The 16,542-nt window shown below is 71.0% G+C and carries 15 protein-coding genes; 4 read left to right on the forward strand and 11 right to left on the reverse strand.

Features of this window, described 5'->3' with window-relative positions; all coding sequences use genetic code 11:
* Positions 1–55: 55 nt before the first annotated feature.
* Both IG08_RS0111105 and IG08_RS0111110 read right to left on the reverse strand, forming a co-directional pair.
* Positions 56–847, reverse strand: coding sequence for an ABC transporter permease (locus tag IG08_RS0111105; protein ID WP_030599536.1), 792 nt, complete (start codon positions 845–847; stop codon positions 56–58).
* Positions 844–1,659, reverse strand: coding sequence for an ABC transporter ATP-binding protein (locus IG08_RS0111110; protein WP_030599538.1), 816 nt, complete (start codon positions 1,657–1,659; stop codon positions 844–846). Before IG08_RS0111110 ends, IG08_RS0111105 begins: the two co-directional genes overlap by 4 nt.
* A 248-nt stretch (positions 1,660–1,907) precedes the next feature.
* On the opposite strand from IG08_RS0111110, the gene IG08_RS0111115 reads away from it, so the two are divergent.
* A complete protein-coding gene (locus tag IG08_RS0111115) occupies positions 1,908–3,359 on the forward strand; it encodes a SulP family inorganic anion transporter (RefSeq protein WP_030599540.1) in 1,452 nt (483 codons plus the stop codon).
* Here IG08_RS0111115 and IG08_RS0111120 read toward each other — a convergent pair.
* The 4 genes from IG08_RS0111120 to IG08_RS0111135 form a co-directional block, all read right to left on the reverse strand.
* Positions 3,323–4,126 (reverse strand): class I SAM-dependent methyltransferase, encoded by an 804-nt coding sequence (locus IG08_RS0111120; RefSeq protein WP_030599542.1) that lies wholly within the window; start codon positions 4,124–4,126, stop codon positions 3,323–3,325. The genes IG08_RS0111115 and IG08_RS0111120 overlap by 37 nt on opposite strands.
* A gap of 62 nt (positions 4,127–4,188) precedes the next feature.
* Positions 4,189–4,695 (reverse strand): hypothetical protein, encoded by a 507-nt coding sequence (locus IG08_RS0111125; protein ID WP_030599545.1) that lies wholly within the window; start codon positions 4,693–4,695, stop codon positions 4,189–4,191.
* A 48-nt stretch (positions 4,696–4,743) separates the two neighbouring features.
* On the reverse strand, positions 4,744–5,082 hold the full coding sequence (locus IG08_RS0111130; protein WP_030599546.1) for an SH3 domain-containing protein: 339 nt from the start codon (positions 5,080–5,082) through the stop codon (positions 4,744–4,746).
* Between the two features lie 26 nt (positions 5,083–5,108).
* Positions 5,109–5,426 (reverse strand): SH3 domain-containing protein, encoded by a 318-nt coding sequence (locus tag IG08_RS0111135; protein ID WP_030599549.1) that lies wholly within the window; start codon positions 5,424–5,426, stop codon positions 5,109–5,111.
* A 181-nt stretch (positions 5,427–5,607) separates the two neighbouring features.
* Between IG08_RS0111135 and IG08_RS0111140 the strand changes: the two genes are divergently transcribed.
* Positions 5,608–7,692: a protein kinase domain-containing protein gene (locus IG08_RS0111140; RefSeq protein WP_030599550.1), complete on the forward strand. Its 2,085-nt coding sequence runs from the start codon at positions 5,608–5,610 to the stop codon at positions 7,690–7,692.
* A 54-nt stretch (positions 7,693–7,746) separates the two neighbouring features.
* On the opposite strand, the gene ilvD is transcribed toward IG08_RS0111140, so the two are convergent.
* The 4 genes from ilvD to IG08_RS0111160 all read right to left on the reverse strand — a co-directional run bounded on the left by ilvD (position 7,747) and on the right by IG08_RS0111160 (position 12,269).
* Positions 7,747–9,600 (reverse strand): dihydroxy-acid dehydratase, encoded by a 1,854-nt coding sequence (ilvD, locus tag IG08_RS0111145; protein ID WP_030599557.1) that lies wholly within the window; start codon positions 9,598–9,600, stop codon positions 7,747–7,749.
* 123 nt (positions 9,601–9,723) lie between these two features.
* Entirely contained in the window at positions 9,724–10,329 is a 606-nt protein-coding gene (locus tag IG08_RS0111150; RefSeq protein ID WP_030599559.1) for a TetR/AcrR family transcriptional regulator, read from the reverse strand.
* 34 nt (positions 10,330–10,363) lie between these two features.
* Entirely contained in the window at positions 10,364–11,188 is an 825-nt protein-coding gene (locus tag IG08_RS0111155; RefSeq protein ID WP_030599562.1) for a sugar phosphate isomerase/epimerase family protein, read from the reverse strand.
* Positions 11,189–11,336: 148 nt separating this feature from the next.
* A complete protein-coding gene (locus IG08_RS0111160) occupies positions 11,337–12,269 on the reverse strand; it encodes a Ppx/GppA family phosphatase (protein WP_030599564.1) in 933 nt (310 codons plus the stop codon).
* 71 nt (positions 12,270–12,340) lie between these two features.
* On the opposite strand from IG08_RS0111160, the gene IG08_RS0111165 reads away from it, so the two are divergent.
* On the forward strand, positions 12,341–13,189 hold the full coding sequence (locus IG08_RS0111165) for a DUF3109 family protein (RefSeq protein WP_030599567.1): 849 nt from the start codon (positions 12,341–12,343) through the stop codon (positions 13,187–13,189).
* Between the two features lie 4 nt (positions 13,190–13,193).
* Here IG08_RS0111165 and IG08_RS0111170 read toward each other — a convergent pair whose 3' ends face one another.
* Positions 13,194–14,915 (reverse strand): BACON domain-containing protein, encoded by a 1,722-nt coding sequence (locus tag IG08_RS0111170; protein WP_030599570.1) that lies wholly within the window; start codon positions 14,913–14,915, stop codon positions 13,194–13,196.
* A gap of 187 nt (positions 14,916–15,102) precedes the next feature.
* On the opposite strand from IG08_RS0111170, the gene radA reads away from it, so the two are divergent.
* A complete protein-coding gene (gene radA / locus IG08_RS0111175) occupies positions 15,103–16,512 on the forward strand; it encodes a DNA repair protein RadA (RefSeq protein WP_030599572.1) in 1,410 nt (469 codons plus the stop codon).
* The last annotated feature ends 30 nt before the right edge of the window (positions 16,513–16,542 follow it).

Consider the following 16,542-nt stretch of genomic DNA (forward strand, 5'->3'; position numbering starts at 1 on the left):
GCCCCGCCCCCTGGACGCCCGCTCCTCAAACGCCGGAGGGGCTGAAATGGGGAAGTCACGCCGTCCGGCGTCGTAGTGTCGCCGCGCCCAGGCCCAGGACCAGCAGTGCGCAGCCCGCCACGATCAACGCGTCCCGTACGAAGGTCGCCGTCATGTCGGTGTGCCTGAGGACCTCGTTCATGCCGTCGACGGCGTAGGACATCGGTAGGACGTTGGAGATGGCCTCCAGGACGGGGTGCATGTTGTCGCGGGGAGTGAAGAGGCCGCAGAGGAGGAGTTGGGGGAAGATCACCGCCGGCATGAACTGGACGGCCTGGAATTCCGAGGCGGCGAAGGCAGAGACGAAGAGACCGAGGGCTGTGCCCAGGAGGGCGTCGAGCAGGGCCACCAGGAGGAGGAGCCAGGGGCTGCCGGTGACGTCCAGGCCCAGGAACCAGAGGGCCAGGCCGGTCGCGAGGGCCGACTGGATGATCGCGAGGGTGCCGAAGGCGAGGGCGTAGCCGGCGATGAGGTCGCCTTTGCCGAGGGGCATGGCGAGGAGGCGTTCGAGGGTGCCGGAGGTGCGCTCGCGCAGGGTGGCGATGGAGGTGACCAGGAACATCGTGATCAGCGGGAAGATCCCGAGGAGGGAGGCGCCGATGCTGTCGAAGGTGCGCGGGCTGCCGTCGAAGACGTAGCGCAGCAGGAACAGCATCACGCAGGGGACCAGGATCATCAGCGCGATCGAGCGCGGATCGTGGCGGAGCTGGCGCAGGACCCGGGCCGCGGTGGCGAGGGTGCGGGAGGCGTTCAGGGCGCTGGTGGGGGCAGGGGCGCTCGGGGGCGCCGCGGTGGTCGTCGTACTCATCGGGTCGTCTCCTTCCTGCGGCCGGCTGCGACGGCCTCGTCGACCAGGTGGAGGAAGGCCGCTTCGACCGTCTCGGAGTGTGTGCGGGTGCGGAGGGCGTCCGGGGTGTCGTCGGCGAGGATTTGGCCCTCGCGCATGAGGAGGAGGCGGTGGCAGCGCTCGGCCTCGTCCATGACGTGCGAGGAGATGAGGAGGGTCGCGCCGCGGGATGCCGCGATGTCGTGGAAGAGGTTCCAGAGGTCTCGGCGCAGGACCGGGTCGAGGCCGACCGTGGGTTCGTCGAGGACGAGGAGTTCGGGGGTGCCGAGGAGGGCTACGGCCAGGGAGACGCGGCTGCGCTGGCCGCCGGAGAGGTTGCCGGCGAGGGCGTCGGCGTGGGTGGTGAGGTCGACGTCGGTGATGGCCCGGGTGACGTCGGCGTGGCGGCGGTCGGCGGCCGCGCGGCCCGGGGCGAGGATCGCTGCGAAGTAGTCGAGGTTCTGACGGACAGTCAGGTCGTCGTAGACGGAGGGGGCTTGGGTGACGTAGCCGATGCGGGTGCGGAGGGTGGGGTGGCCGGCGGGGCGGCCGAGGACGTCGAGGGTGCCGGTGACCTTGGCCTGGGTGCCGACGATCGCGCGCATCAGCGTGGACTTGCCGCAGCCTGACGGGCCCAGCAGGCCGGTGATCTGGCCGCGTGGGACGGCGAAATCGAGGCCGCGCAGGACGGTGCGGGGGCCGCGGACGACGGTGAGGCCTGCGGCGTGGATGGCGGGCGCCTCGGCTTGCTCTTCCTGTTCGTTGGCGGGTGGCCCGGACTCGTAATTCATCATGCGATGAATAATGCTCCTGGCGGCAGACACCGTCAAGTGGGGTGCGACTCGACGGCGCAGGCGCGCGGTGGCGTGATCGGAGGCGGGTGATCCGGTTCGTGTGCTTCCGTTTCCATCGGGTGGCGGCGCGAACAGGCTGCGCGATCAACTCCCGTTCCCGACAATGGATTTCAGTGCCGAGTCCTCCCCCGGTTCGGCGCCCCACGCATCTCCAGCTCGCAGGATCCGCAACCGGAGGTGCCGCTCTGATGCGCTGTCGCGTAGGCAAGGCCGATCTGTTCGCTTCCCTCGTCGTGTTTCTCGTCGCGCTGCCGCTGTGCGTGGGCGTCGCCATAGCCTCCGGCGTGCCGGCCGAGCTCGGGCTGGTCACCGGGATCGTCGGCGGCCTGGTCGCCGGGGCGCTGCCCGGGAGCAGCCTGCAGGTGAGCGGGCCGGCAGCGGGGCTGACCGTGCTCGTGTACGAAGCCGTGCAGAGGTACGGCGTCGAGGTGCTCGGGGTGTTGGTGCTCGGGGCCGGGCTGGTGCAGCTCGGGCTCGGGGTGCTGCGGCTGGGGCGGTGGTTCCGGGCCGTGTCCGTGGCCGTCGTACAGGGGATGCTCGCCGGGATCGGGCTCGTGCTGGTCGCGGGGCAGGTGTACGCGCTGGGGGGCGCGGGTGCGCCGGCGAGCGGGCTCGGGAAGATCGCCGGGCTGGTGGCGCTGCCGGGGCGGGTGGATCCGGTGGCGTTGTCAGTGGGCGGTGCCACCATTGCCGTACTGCTGCTGTGGCCTCGGTGGCGGCGGGGGGCTCGGCTGGTGCCCGCGCCGTTGCTGGCGGTGGTGCTGGCCTCGTTGGTGACCGGGGTGTTCGACCTGGCGGTGCGGCGGGTGGAGGTGCGGGGACTGGTCGATGCCGTGCGGGTGCCGGAGGCGGCGGATGTCGGGCGGCTTACGGAAGTGGGGGTGATCGGGACTGTCGTGGCGTTCGCGTTGATCGCGTCGGCGGAGTCCTTGTTCAGTGCGGCGGCGGTGGACCGGCTGCGGTCGGGGGCGCGGACGGACTACGACCGGGAGTTGATCGCGCAGGGCACGGGGAACGCCGTGTGCGGGCTGCTGGGTGCGCTGCCGATGACCGCGGTGATCGTGCGCAGTGCGGCTGGGGGTCCCCCCTCTGGGGGAGTGCGGGCGGGGGCGCGGACCAAGGCCTCGCGGGTGCTGCACGGGGTGTGGCTGCTGGTGTTCACGGTGCTGCTGCCCGGGGTGCTCGGGGTGATTCCGGTGGCGGCGCTGGCCGGGCTGCTGGTGCATGCCGGGTGCAAGCTTGTGCCGGTGCGGGAGGTGCGGGGGCTGTGGCGCGGGCACCGGGGAGAGGTGATCGTGCTGGGGGTGACGGCCGTCGCGATCGTGGTCGGGAACCTGTTCGAGGGGGTGTTGGTGGGGCTGGCGTTGGCCGTGGCGAAGACCGCGTGGGACGTCAGCCATGTGCACGTGGAGACCGAGGACCGGGGGGACGCGGGGATCGTCGTACGGGTGCTGGGGCATGCGACGTTCCTGCGGCTGCCGAAGCTGCTGGACGCGTTGGAGGCGCTGCCGCGGGACAGGGAGGTGCGGCTGGAGTTGGGCGGGTTGCGGCATGTCGACCATGCGTGTGCGGCGGCCCTGGAGGGGTGGGCCGCCGCGCGGGGTCAGGGGTTGGTGGCGACGAGCAGCTCGACCTCGTAGGTCTCCTCGACGATTCCGTCCGGGAAGACCTCCAGCAGGCGCGGCCGCTCCTCGGTGAAGAAGGCCGCGGCGCGTTCCTCACCGGCGACCAGGAACATGGAGTGGCTGCCGAGGTTGGCGAAGTGCGTGTCGACGGGGACGCGGCGGCTCCAGCGGACCTGACGCCGGGCGAAGTCCAGGCGGCCGGTCGGGTCGGCGAGGACGGCTCGGGCACCGCTGCCGTTCACCTCGACGGCCGGGTGGGTGTCGGCCTCGCGCCCGGTGCGGTCCGTGCGGTCGTAGAACTCCCGCCCGATACGTTCCGACTGGGCGGCGATCCACGGCACATCGAGGGCGTAAGTGTTCCACCACAGGGTCAGCGCGCCTCCCGGGCGCAGCACGCGCAGGGCTTCCGGGATCGCGAGGGCGGGGTCGGTCCAGTGCCAGGCCTGGGCGTAGGTGACGAAGTCGGCGCAGGCGGCAGCCAGGGGAAGGGTGTTGCCGTTGCCCTTGACGATCGGTATGCCGGGGTGGGAGCGCCGGAACTGGGCCGCCATGCCGTCGCCCGGCTCCACCGCGATCACGTCGGCGCCGCGCGCGTGCAGCAGGGCGGTCGCTATGCCGGTGCCGGCGCCCACGTCCACGACCCGGGCGCCGGACAGGGAGCGGCCGGCGACTTCTTCGATCGTGTCGAAGAGGGCGGGTGGGTAGGAGGGGCGGTTGGCGGCGTACTGGGCTGCGGCGGCGTTGAAGGAGTGGGCTCGGGCGGTGTGGGAGGAGACCGTCATACGGCCATGGTGGCGCTGGTGGGTTCGGGGCGCGGTGAGTTTTCGGTGAGAGGGGGCGGGGACTAGGTGCGGCGGCGCTTCTTCGACGGGTTGCCCGTGCGGCGGGACGTGCGCTTCTCGTGCAGCTTGAGGGCGCTCTCGTACTCCTCGCGGTGCAGCTTCTCTCCCGGGGCCTCGGTGAGGGAGCGGAAGAAGTAGGCGAGGAGCGAGCCGACGAAGCCGATGGCCAGGAGGCCGCGGAGGGAGGCCTGGCGGTCGGGGTCGGGGCGCTTGCCGAAGCCGTCCCAGGTGGTACGGAAGGCGAGGGCGCTGCAGACCGTGAACATCACGATGACGAGGAGCGTGACGAAGCTGCCGGTGTCGGCGATCTGGAGGCCCTCGTAGGCGAAGCGGAGGACCAGGCAGGAGGCGGCCGCGGCGGCGAGGGAGCCGGTGGCGGCGGCGATGCGGCGGGGGGTGTAGCCGTTGTCGTGGTTCACCCAGGTGGTGCCGAAGAAGCGGATGGGTTCGGGGCGGGGGGTGCCCTCGGAGCCCGCGGGGGTTTCCTGGGTGCCGGTTTCGTCGCTCACGCGTCGATTATGGCTCCGGGGGTGCCGCGGGCTCCTCGGTGGGCGGGGTCAGGCGCAGCGGGAGGCTACGTAGCCGTCGCTGCCGGTGTTCACGTAGGCATCGGAGACGAACTCGCCGTCATCGATGTTGTCCCAGATGTTGCTGGTGCCGTACGTGCCCGTGACAGTCGTGCCCGGCGTCTGGCAGTAGATCGGCACCTTCGCACCGACGGCCAGGGTACGGACGATGCTGTACTGGGTGCCGGGGCCCCTGCGGACGTTCAGGGCCACGCCCGGCGCGACGTCGTAGTAGTGCAGGGTCGCGGCCTCGGCAGTGACGGCGCCCACCATGAGGAGGGCTCCTGTGAAGCCGGCGAGCATGACGGATCTTCGTCTCAGGGATGACATGGACTTCCCCCCGGGTTGTGGTGGGATCAGGCGCAGCGGTCGGCGACGTAGCCGTCGCTGCCGGTGAGTATGTAGGCGTCCGAGACGTACTGGCCGTTGCTGATGTTGTCCCAGATGTTGCTCGTGCCGTAGGGGCCCGTCACCGTCGTACCCGGTGTCTGGCAGTAGATCGGCACCTTGGAGCCCGCGGGCAGGACCCGCACGATGCTGTAGCTCGTGCCGGGGCCGCTGCGAACGTTGAGCCGGACGCCCGGCGCGACCGAGTAATAGCGAACCGTCGCAGCCGCCGTGAGAGCCTCGGCCTCGTCGACTCCCCCGGCCTCTTCCACACGGTCAACAGACATGAAAAACCTCCCCCGTTGGTCCCCATGACTCCATGGGGTCCCGTTGATTCCCCTAAATCACGCCATGAAACACATGTACGCAACTCGCACGCGGAGACTAACAAGCCGCCTCTGTCTCGTACGAGTCATCGACTAGGCTCCGTGCGTCGCGCGCGCGGACGAACAGCACGGGGGTGGTTCCATGGCGCCACAGCGCAACACCGGAGCGGGCGCGGAAGCGGAACTTCCCGAGTACGCCGGTCACTACCGTCTCGAGTCGTGTCTCGGATCCGGTGGGATGGGCGTCGTACACCTCGCCCGCAGCACCTCAGGGATGAAGCTCGCGGTGAAGGTCGTACACGCGGAGTTCGCCAGGGATCCCGAGTTCAGGGGGCGGTTCCGGCAGGAGGTGGCCGCCGCTCGGAGGGTGAGTGGCGCCTTCACCGCGTCCGTCGTCGATGCCGATCCCGAGGCCGAACGGCCCTGGATGGCCACGCTGTTCATTCCCGGTCCGACACTGTCCGACCACGTGAAGCGGAACGGGTCCATGGATCCTGCCCAGTTGCGCCGCCTGATGGCCGGACTGGCGGAGGCCCTGCGGGACATCCATCGGGTCGGGGTCGTGCACCGGGATCTGAAGCCGAGCAATGTGCTGCTCGCCGATGACGGGCCCAAGGTCATCGACTTCGGCATCTCTCGGCCAAAGGACAGCGAACTGCGCACCGAGACCGGGAAGTTGATCGGTACTCCGCCGTTCATGGCGCCCGAGCAGTTCCGACGGCCACGGGAGGTCGGACCTGCCGCCGATGTCTTCGCGCTCGGCTCCGTGCTGGTACACGCGGCGACGGGGCGCGGGCCGTTCGACTCCGACAGTCCCTACGTTGTCGCCTACCAGGTCGTGCATGACGAGCCGGACCTCACCGGCGTTCCCGGAAATCTGGCACCGCTGATACTGCGCTGCCTCGCCAAGGAACCCGAGGACCGTCCCACCCCGGACGAGTTGATGCGGGAGCTGCGGTCGGTGGCGGCCTCGTACGACACCCAGGCCTTCATACCGGCCCAGCGGACAGGCGATGAGCCGAGGCCTGAACTACGGGAACCGGAACCCCGGACCAGAAGACGCCCCCGTAGAAGAACGGTCCTCGCTGCCGTCGCTCTTGTCCTCGTCGTGGCCGGTGCCTTCGCCTCTGTCCGGCTGCTCGGCAGCAACGGCACCTCGCCGGAGGGCGGCGGCACACCCTCGGCGTCGGGGTTCGCCGCCTGGGAAACGGAGGCGGTGTCCGAAGACGCGGGCGCGCCGCAGTGTTCGTACGGAACACAGCAGTTGATCTGTGCGCAGCCCGGCGTGATCTTCGCCCTGGACCCGTCCGACGGCGACGTGTTGTGGCGGCACTCCGTAGCCGCGTCGAGCAGGAGCGGTCCGCCGGTCCTCGCAGGCGGTCTCGTGCAGCCGCTGACGGACCAGGCTCAGCGCCTGGAAGCACTGAACCCCGCCTCGGGCAAGGCGCGTTGGCAGCAGAAGATGCCCACGCACACTGGACTGCGGGTCGCCGGGGGAACGCTCCTGCTCACCCTCCCCGACGGGACGGTCACGGGCGTGGACGCCGCGACGGGCAGCACGAAGTGGAGTCACCGGATTCCAGGTCAGGCCCAGCCGTCCTTCGCTTCGTTCGCCGGGAACCCGCTGGCATACGCGGTGAGCTCTCCCGACGACGGCACGACCACCCAAGTCACCGCGGTGGACCCGGCCACCGGAGCCGTCCGGTGGGACGCCCGGCTGAACGGAAACCTGGCGCCCGTAGGCGTTCAGGGCGGATCCGTCTTCTTCCTCTCCGCCAACAAGGTCTACGGCGACACGGACGCGGTCGTCCGCTACACCCCGGCGTCCGAGTCGTCGCGCCGCGTGGCGCTCCCGGCCCCGCGCCCTGACGCCCAGGCCACCGTGCACGGGAACATCGTCTACCTCCTGTCGGCGACCGGCTCACTGGACGCCGTCTCTTTGGAGGCGCGCAAGCGGCTCTGGCACCTCGAAACGTCCGTGAGCCGAGGCTCGGTACCGGTCGCCGACAGCAGCCACGTGTACCTCACGGCCGCCGACGGGCGGCTGCTCGCCGTCGACGCCGACAAGGGGCGCCTCGTCGGGCAGACCGCGGCGCGCCTGGGCTCGAACTCGGGCCAGGTCGTCGGCGCGCTGCCCAAGCCGGTCCTCGCCGACCACCACGTCTACGCCACAGCCCCCGACGGCACCGTCTTCGCCGTAGACGCCCGCAACCCGTCCGCCTGGTAGCGCACGGCATGCAAAAGGGGCCGCCCCCGAAGAGACGGCCCCCGAAAAAGAACCTCAGCCCAGCTTGGACACGTCCCGCACCGCGCCCTTGTCCGCGCTGGTCGCCATCGCCGCGTACGCCCGCAGCGCCGCCGACACCTTCCGCTCGCGGTTCTTCGGGGCGTACACCCCGCCCAGAGCAGCCTCGCGACGGGCCAGCTCGGCCTCGTCGACCAGGAGCTCGATCGTGCGGTTCGGGATGTCGATGCGGATGCGGTCGCCGTCCTCGACCAGGGCGATCGTGCCGCCGGAGGCCGCCTCCGGGGACGCGTGGCCGATGGACAGTCCCGAGGTGCCGCCCGAGAAGCGGCCGTCGGTGATCAGGGCGCAGGTCTTGCCGAGGCCGCGGCCCTTGAGGAAGGACGTCGGGTAGAGCATCTCCTGCATACCGGGGCCGCCCTTGGGGCCCTCGTAGCGGATGACGACCACGTCGCCGTCCGTGACCTGCTTGTTGAGGATCTTCTCCACGGCTTCTTCCTGGGATTCGCAGACCACCGCCGGGCCCTCGAACGTCCAGATCGACTCGTCGACGCCGGCCGTCTTCACGACGCAGCCGTCGACCGCCAGGTTGCCCTTGAGGACCGCCAGGCCGCCGTCCTTCGAGTACGCGTGCTCGGCCGAGCGGATGCAGCCGCCCTCGGCGTCCTCGTCCAGCGCCTCCCAGCGCTCCGACTGGGAGAAGGCCTCGGCGGAACGGACGCAGCCCGGGGCCGCGTGCCACAGTTCCAGCGCCTCCGGCGACGGGGAGCCGGCGCGGACGTCCCACGTCTTCAGCCAGTCCGCGAGGGACGGGCTGTGGACGGAGTGGACGTCCTCGTTCAGCAGGCCCGCGCGGTGCAGTTCGCCCAGGAGGGCCGGGATGCCGCCTGCGCGGTGCACGTCCTCCATGTAGTACGTACGGTTCTTCGCGACGTTCGGGGCGACCTTGGCGAGGCAGGGCACCCGGCGCGAGACCGCGTTGATCTCGTCGAGGCCGAAGGGGACACCCGCCTCCTGCGCCGCCGCCAGCAGGTGCAGGATCGTGTTGGTCGAGCCGCCCATGGCGATGTCCAGAGCCATCGCGTTCTCGAAGGCGGCGATGGTGGCGATGTTGCGGGGCAGGACCGTCTCGTCGTCCTGCTCGTAGTAGCGGCGGGTGATGTCCATCACCGTGCGCCCCGCGTCCTCGTACAGCGCCTTGCGGGCCGTGTGCGTGGCCAGGACCGAGCCGTTGCCCGGGAGGGAGAGGCCGATGGCCTCGGTCAGGCAGTTCATCGAGTTGGCCGTGAACATGCCGGAACACGAGCCGCAGGTCGGACAGGCGTTCTCCTCGATACGGAGGATGTCCTCGTCCGAGATCTTGTCGTTCACGGCGTCGGAGATCGCGTCGACCAGGTCGAGCGTACGGACCGTGCCGTCGACGAGAGTCGCGCGGCCGGACTCCATCGGGCCGCCGGAGACGAAGACCGTGGGGATGTTGAGGCGCAGGGCCGCGTTCAGCATGCCCGGGGTGATCTTGTCGCAGTTGGAGATGCAGATCAGGGCGTCGGCGCAGTGGGCCTCGACCATGTACTCGACCGAGTCCGCGATCAGGTCGCGGGAGGGCAGGGAGTACAGCATGCCGCCGTGGCCCATCGCGATGCCGTCGTCCACCGCGATGGTGTTGAACTCGCGCGGGATGCCGCCGGCCTCGACGATCGCCTCGCTGACGATCCGGCCGACCGGCTGCAGGTGGGTGTGGCCCGGCACGAACTCCGTGAAGCTGTTGGCGACCGCGATGATCGGCTTGCGGCCGATGTCCGCACCGGGTACACCGGAGGCGCGCATTAGGGCGCGGGCGCCCGCCATGTTGCGGCCGTGGGTGACTGTGCGGGACCTCAGCTCGGGCATCGTCGCTCGCTCCTTCAGGGACTGCAGAGACTGCGATCAGAGACTTCTGACTGCTATCGAGCGTACGCCGGTCATCCAGGGGGCGGACACGGCGTCCGGAATACGGGACGGATGTCTCAGGAATCAGGGGTTCGTCAGATGCCCCTGCACCACCGGTGCCACCCGCGCGATGATCTGCTCCACGTCCGCCGAGGCCAGCGGCTCCACCTTGATCACGTACCGGAGCATGGCCGTCCCGACGAGCTGTGCGGCCGCCAGCTCGGCGCGCAGCTCGGCGTCCGGCAGGTCGACCTGAGCGGCGATACGGCGGAGCAGCTGGGAGGCGACGATGCGGCGGAAGACGGCGGCCGCGGTCTCGTTGTTCACGGCCGAGCGGACGATCGCGAGGAGGGGCGTACGGGTGGCCGGGTTCTCCCAGACGCCGAAGATGTAGCGCGTGAGGCGCTCGCCGACGCCCTCCAGGGGGCCTTCGGCGACCGCGTCCGGTGCGCCCAGCGCAGGAGCCGCGGCGACCTCGATCGCCGCCTCGAAGACCTGCTCCTTGGTGCCGAAGTAGTGGTGGACGAGGGCCGAGTCGACCCCGGCGGCCTTCGCGATGCCGCGTACCGACGTCTTCTCGTAGCCGCGCTCGGAGAACTCCTCGCGGGCCGCGGTCAGGATGAGGTCGCGGGTGTCGGCCGATTCCGTACGACGGGGCCGGCCCCGCTTCCGCGCGGTGACGTCGTTCACCGCCGAGCGCCTTTCCCTCGAACCCCTCGGATGCTCATCGCCGGGGCACCTTCACCGCCGAGGCCAGGTGCAGCCGCGTGAACGCCAGGGCCTCGGCGAGGTCGGCCTCACGTTCGGCGCTGGACATCGCCCGCCGGGTGTTGACCTCGATGACGACATGGCCGTCGAAGCCGGTCAGGGCGAGGCGTTCCAGCAGCTCGGCGCAGGGCTGGGTGCCGCGGCCGGGGACGAGGTGCTCGTCCTTGGCCGATCCGCGGCCGTCCGCCAGGTGGACGTGGCCGAGGCGGTCACCCATCCGGTCGACCATCTGCATCGCGTCGGAGCGGGCCGTCGCGCTGTGACTGAGGTCGATCGTGAAGTGGCGGTAGTCCTCCTTCGTCACGTCCCAGTCGGGGGCGTACGCGAGCATCTCGCGGTCGCGGTAGCGCCAGGGGTACATGTTCTCGACGGCGAACCGTACGTCCGTCTCGTTCGCCATGCGCCATATCCCGGTGACGAAGTCACGGGCGTACTGGCGCTGCCAGCGGAACGGGGGGTGGACGACGACCGTGGTCGCCCCCAGCTTCTCGGCGGCCGCCTGGGCACGCTGGAGCTTGACCCAGGGGTCCGTCGACCACACGCGCTGGGTGATGAGCAGGCAGGGGGCGTGCACGGCGAGGATCGGGACCTGGTGGTAGTCGCTGAGCCTGCGCAGGGCTTCGATGTCCTGGCTCACCGGGTCGGTCCACACCATGACCTCTACGCCGTCGTATCCGAGGCGTGCGGCGATCTCGAAGGCCGTCGCGGTGGACTCCGGGTAGACGGAGGCCGTCGAGAGGGCGACCTTCGCATCCGGGATCCGTACGACTGGTTCTGCCACGGGGGTCAGCCTAAGGGTTGCGGTTGGTCTGGTGCGGGGTGCCTATTCGCCGTTGTGGTGTTCGCCATAGGCGGGCGCGGGTGCACCGTGACTTGTCGCGCTCACGCGGCGGAGCCGCACATGTCACAGCCCCGCGCCCCTTACGTCTCTACACCGACCCCATGTGGTCAAGTCGCCGCAGAATTACGCCCTCCCTGAGCGCCCAAGGACAGATCTCGACGGTCTCCACGCCGAACAGGTCCATCGCGCCCTCGGCCACCAAGGCGCCCGCGAGCAGCTGGTTCGCCCTGCCCTCCGAGACGCCCGGCAGCTCTGCCCGCTGGTCCGTCGTCATCCCCGCCAGCCTCGGGACCCACGCCTCCAGGGACTCGCGCTTCAGCTCACGCTGGACGTACAGGCCCTCGGTGGAGCGGGCCGCGCCTGCCAGGCGGGCGAGCTGCTTGAAGGTCTTGGAGGTGGCGACCACGTGGTCGGGGGCGCCGAAGCGGGTGAACTCGCCCACGGTGCGGGCGATCTGGGCGCGGACATGCCGTCGTAGGGTCCGGATGGCCTCCGGGTCCGGGGGGTCGCCCGGCAGCCAGCCCGCGGTGAGGCGGCCCGCGCCGAGCGGGAGGGAGGCCGCGGCGTCGGGCTCCTCGTCGATGCCGTAGGCGATCTCCAGGGAGCCGCCGCCGATGTCGAGGACGAGGAGCTTGCCCGCGGACCAGCCGAACCAGCGGCGGGCGGCGAGGAAGGTGAGGCGGGCCTCCTCGGCGCCGGTGAGGACCTGGAGCTCGACGCCGGTCTCGGCCTGCACGCGCGCGAGGACGTCGTCGGCGTTGCTGGCCTCGCGCACGGCGGAGGTGGCGAAGGGGAGCAGGTCCTCGACGCCCTTGTCCTCGGCGGCCTGGAGGGCCTCCTGGACGACACCGATCAGTTTTTCGACCCCTTCGGGGCCGATGGCCCCGGCCTCGTCGAGGAGTTGGGCAAGACGCAGTTCCGCCTTGTGCGAGTGCGCGGGCAGGGGGCGCGCGCCCGGGTGCGCATCCACCACCAGCAGATGCACCGTGTTCGATCCCACGTCGAGGACACCGAGTCTCATGTACGGAACGCTACTGCCAGCTGAACCGACGGCCGTCTCCGGAGGGGGCTGAGGAGACTTACCCTTGACCCGTGCCAAAGACGAAAAAGGCGAAGGCCGACAAATCTGCCGCCGGTTCTTCGCCGGTGAAGCCACCGAAGCAGTCGAAGAAGGCGAAGCAGGCCCTGGCAGCGGACGAGAAGGGGCTCGACTTCGCACGCGCGTGGGTGGAGTTCCCGGATCCTGCGGACGACGAGCAGGTCTTCCGGTGCGATCTGACATGGCTGACCTCTCGGTGGAACTGCATCTTCGGCAGCGGCTGCCAGGGCATCCAGGCGGGCCGCGCGGACGACGGGTGCTGCACGCTGGGCGCCCACTTCTCCGACGAGGACGACGAGAAGCGGGTCGCCGGGCACGTGGCGCGGCTCACACCGGACATCTGGCAGCACCACGACGAGGGCGTGCGCGGCGGCTGGACCTCGGAGGACGAGGACGGCGACCGGCAGACCCGCCCGTTCCAGGGCTCGTGCATCTTCCAGAACCGGCCCGGGTTCGCGGGCGGCGCGGGCTGCTCGCTGCACATCCTCGCCGTGAAGGAGGGCCGCGAGCCCCTGGAGACCAAGCCGGACGTCTGCTGGCAGCTTCCGGTGCGGCGGACCTACGACTGGATCGACCGGCCCGACGACACGCGCGTGCTCCAGGTGTCGATCGGTGAGTACGACCGCCGGGGCTGGGGCCCGGGCGGCCACGACCTGCACTGGTGGTGCACGTCGGCGACCTCGGCGCACGGCGCCGGCGATCCGGTGTACGTGTCCTACCGGCCCGAGCTGGTCGAGCTGATGGGCAAGGCCGGCTATGACCGCCTGGTCGAGCTGTGCGAGGAGCGGCTGGCCTCGCAGCTGCCGTTGCTGGCACCGCATCCGGCGGATCCCGTCGGCTAGCGCTTCACGAGGTGGAGGGGCTCGGGTCGCCGCTGTCACCGGGCGGTGGCGTCGAGCTCTCCGGCGCGGACGGGGACGGGTCGGTGGGGGTGGAATCCGTGGGCTCGGGGTCCGGCGAGGACGGGGGCGGTTCCTCGCTGGGCGGCGGGTCCGTGGGCTCCGTAGGAGGCGGAGTCGTCGGGTCCGGGTCGGACGACGAGGGCGGCGGGTCGCTCGGTGCCGTGGGGCCGGGGTCGGACGGTGTGGGCGCGGGGCCGTAGCCCTCGATGGAGATGACGGCGCCGGCCGGTGAGATCGCCACGCGCGCGGTCCAGTACCCGGCGGGCTCGCGCAGATGGTCGACGTACACCTTGATCGTCAACGATTCGCCGGGCTCGAGCGTTCCCGACGACTGGCTCAGGTAGAGCCAGGAGGCCGACGTGGTGGCGGACCAGCGGACCGGTGCGTCGCCGGTCGCGGTGAGGGTGACGAGCGTGGTGTCGCCGCTGTTGTCGGCGGCCACCTCCAGGTTTCCGGCGCCCTTCTTGCCGACGCCGGAAACGCTGATGACCTCGACGGAGACGTCGGGCTTGCCGTCCTTGGTGAAGCGGTTGGCGGCCTTGGCGCTGGCATTGCCGGCGTTCTCGTAGCCGGTGCCCGCGGCCTCGCCGTCGAGGCTGTCGGGGCCGTGCGCCTCGCTCGCGCTGGCGGTGCCGCCGCCCGGGCCCTCGCCGGTCGGTGCGCCCCGGTAGGCGGCCCACAGGGCGAGCACGGGAGCGGCGACGACGGTGGCGACTACGGTCGTGGTGACGGCACGCGCGCGTAGGCGGTCGCGGCGGGCGGCACGGTCCTTGGGGTCCATCGGGAAGCCGCGCCGGTCGAAGCGCGGGGCCGCGGCACGCGCGCGGGGGAGGTGCGCCATGGCGACGTGCAGAGCCGCGCGAGGGGCTTCCAGGACGGGCAGCTCGGCAGGGGTGATCATCGCGCCGGGCCAGCGGCCGGGGATCGCGCGCTCGGCGCTGCGGCGGCAGCGCGGGCAGTCGTCGACGTGCCGGACGAGTTCCTTGCGCACGGCCGCGCTGAGCACCAGCTGGTTGTCGCCGGTGAGGCGGGCCACGCCCGGGCAGCCGCCGGTCTCGACGACGGCGAGGGCCGCGCGGGTGCGCTCGACCTCGCAGGCGGCGGAGGCGAGCAGTTCGCGGGCGGTGGCGAGGTCCATGCCGAGGGCGGCGGCGACCTCGTGGGCGGCGAGGTGGTGGCGTACCGCGAGTTCGAGCGCCTCGCGCTGCTCGGGGGTGGTGCCGGCGGCCTCCGGCCAGGCGAGCTGGGCGAGTTCGCGCCGACGCTGCTCCCGGACCTCGTCGGACACCGGCGGATTCGCGGACCGTCGCTTTTCGGTGCTGTGCCGCCCTGCGGCGTGCGTGGCCTGACGTTTCTGCTTGGCCTCGGCCAGCTTGCGCAGACAGGCCCAGCGGGCCAGCGCGTACAGCCAGGCCCGACGGTCCCCGGCGGCCTCGGGGCCGTGGCGCTTCTCGGCGAGCGCGAGGACGTCGCCGAGGGCGGCGGTGGCCGCGTCGTGGTCGCACAGCACGGACAGGCAGTAGGTGAACAGGCCGTCCAGATACGGCTCGTAGCGCGCGGGCGTCCGCTGCGCCAGCGTGCGCGCCGCAGCGCGGTCGCGCGCCTCCCGGTGCGACCGGTGTGCGCCGGTGGTGCGGGTCGAGGTCTCCGGACTGCTGCTCATCACCCGTGGACCGTAGGGGGCCGGACTTGGCCCCTTCCTGCACCTTGAGCACTTTTAATCCATACGGGTGAAACGATCCCTCAATAGGGGACAGGAACCCTTGATTCCGTGGCTTGTTCATGACGGGGCGTGGCCGATTCCCGCACCGGGCGGCGCCCGCGTTGTCAGTGGCGGCGGTTACGGTTCGTGCATGGCTGCCCGTACGAAGTCCGCCAAGGAGCGTCCGTCCTACCGCTGCACCGAGTGCGGCTGGCAGACGGCCAAGTGGCTCGGTCGCTGCCCCGAGTGCCAGGCCTGGGGGACGATCGAGGAGTACGGCGCGCCCGCCGTCCGTACGACGGCACCCGGACGTGTCACCACCTCCGCCGTGCCCATCGGCCAGGTCGACGGCCGTCAGGCCACCGCCCGCTCCACCGGCGTGCCCGAGCTGGACCGGGTGCTCGGCGGCGGTCTGGTGCCCGGCGCCGTGGTCCTCCTCGCGGGCGAGCCCGGGGTCGGCAAGTCCACGCTCCTGCTGGACGTGGCGGCGAAGGCGGCGAGCGACGAACACCGCACCCTGTATGTGACCGGCGAGGAGTCGGCGAGCCAGGTCCGGCTGCGCGCCGACCGCATCAAGGCCATCGACGACCACCTGTATCTCGCCGCCGAGACCGATCTGTCCGCCGTACTCGGACATCTGGACGCGGTGAAGCCGTCCCTGCTGATCCTCGACTCGGTGCAGACGGTGGCCTCCCCCGAGATCGACGGCGCGCCCGGCGGCATGGCCCAGGTGCGGGAGGTCACGGGCGCGCTGATCCGGGTCTCCAAGGAGCGCGGGATGTCCACCCTCCTTGTGGGCCACGTCACCAAGGACGGCGCGATCGCGGGCCCACGCCTGCTGGAGCACCTCGTGGACGTCGTCCTGAGCTTCGAGGGCGACCGGCACGCGCGCCTCAGGCTCGTGCGGGGCGTCAAGAACCGCTACGGCACGACGGACGAGGTCGGCTGCTTCGAACTGCACGACGAGGGCATCACGGGCCTCACCGACCCGAGCGGACTTTTCCTGACACGTCGTGACGAACCGGTCCCCGGGACCTGTCTGACGGTCACCCTGGAGGGCCGCCGCCCACTGGTCGCCGAGGTCCAGGCGCTCACCGTCGACTCCCAGATCCCCTCCCCGCGGCGTACGACATCCGGTCTGGAGACCTCCCGTGTCTCGATGATGCTCGCCGTTCTGGAGCAGCGCGGCCGGATCAGCGCCCTGGGAAAGCGGGACATCTACTCCGCGACAGTGGGCGGTGTGAAGCTTTCGGAGCCGGCCGCGGACCTCTCCATCGCCCTCGCGCTGGCATCCGCGGCCAGCGACACTCCCCTCCCCAAGAACCTCGTCGCGATCGGCGAAGTGGGCCTCGCGGGCGAGGTCAGACGGGTCACGGGCGTCCAGCGGCGGCTCGCCGAAGCACACCGTCTGGGCTTCACCCACGCCCTCGTGCCGAGCGACCCCGGAAAGATTCCAGCCGGTATGAAGGTCCTGGAAGTCGCCGACATAGGGGACGCCCTGAGGGTCCTTCCGCGCTCGCGTCGTCGAGAGGCCCCACGGGACGAGGAGCAGCGCCGGTAGACTTTGCCCTGGTCTCGCCCGTCCGTACGA

Source organism: Streptomyces fulvoviolaceus (assembly GCF_000718165.1).
Lineage (GTDB): Bacteria > Actinomycetota > Actinomycetes > Streptomycetales > Streptomycetaceae > Streptomyces > Streptomyces fulvoviolaceus.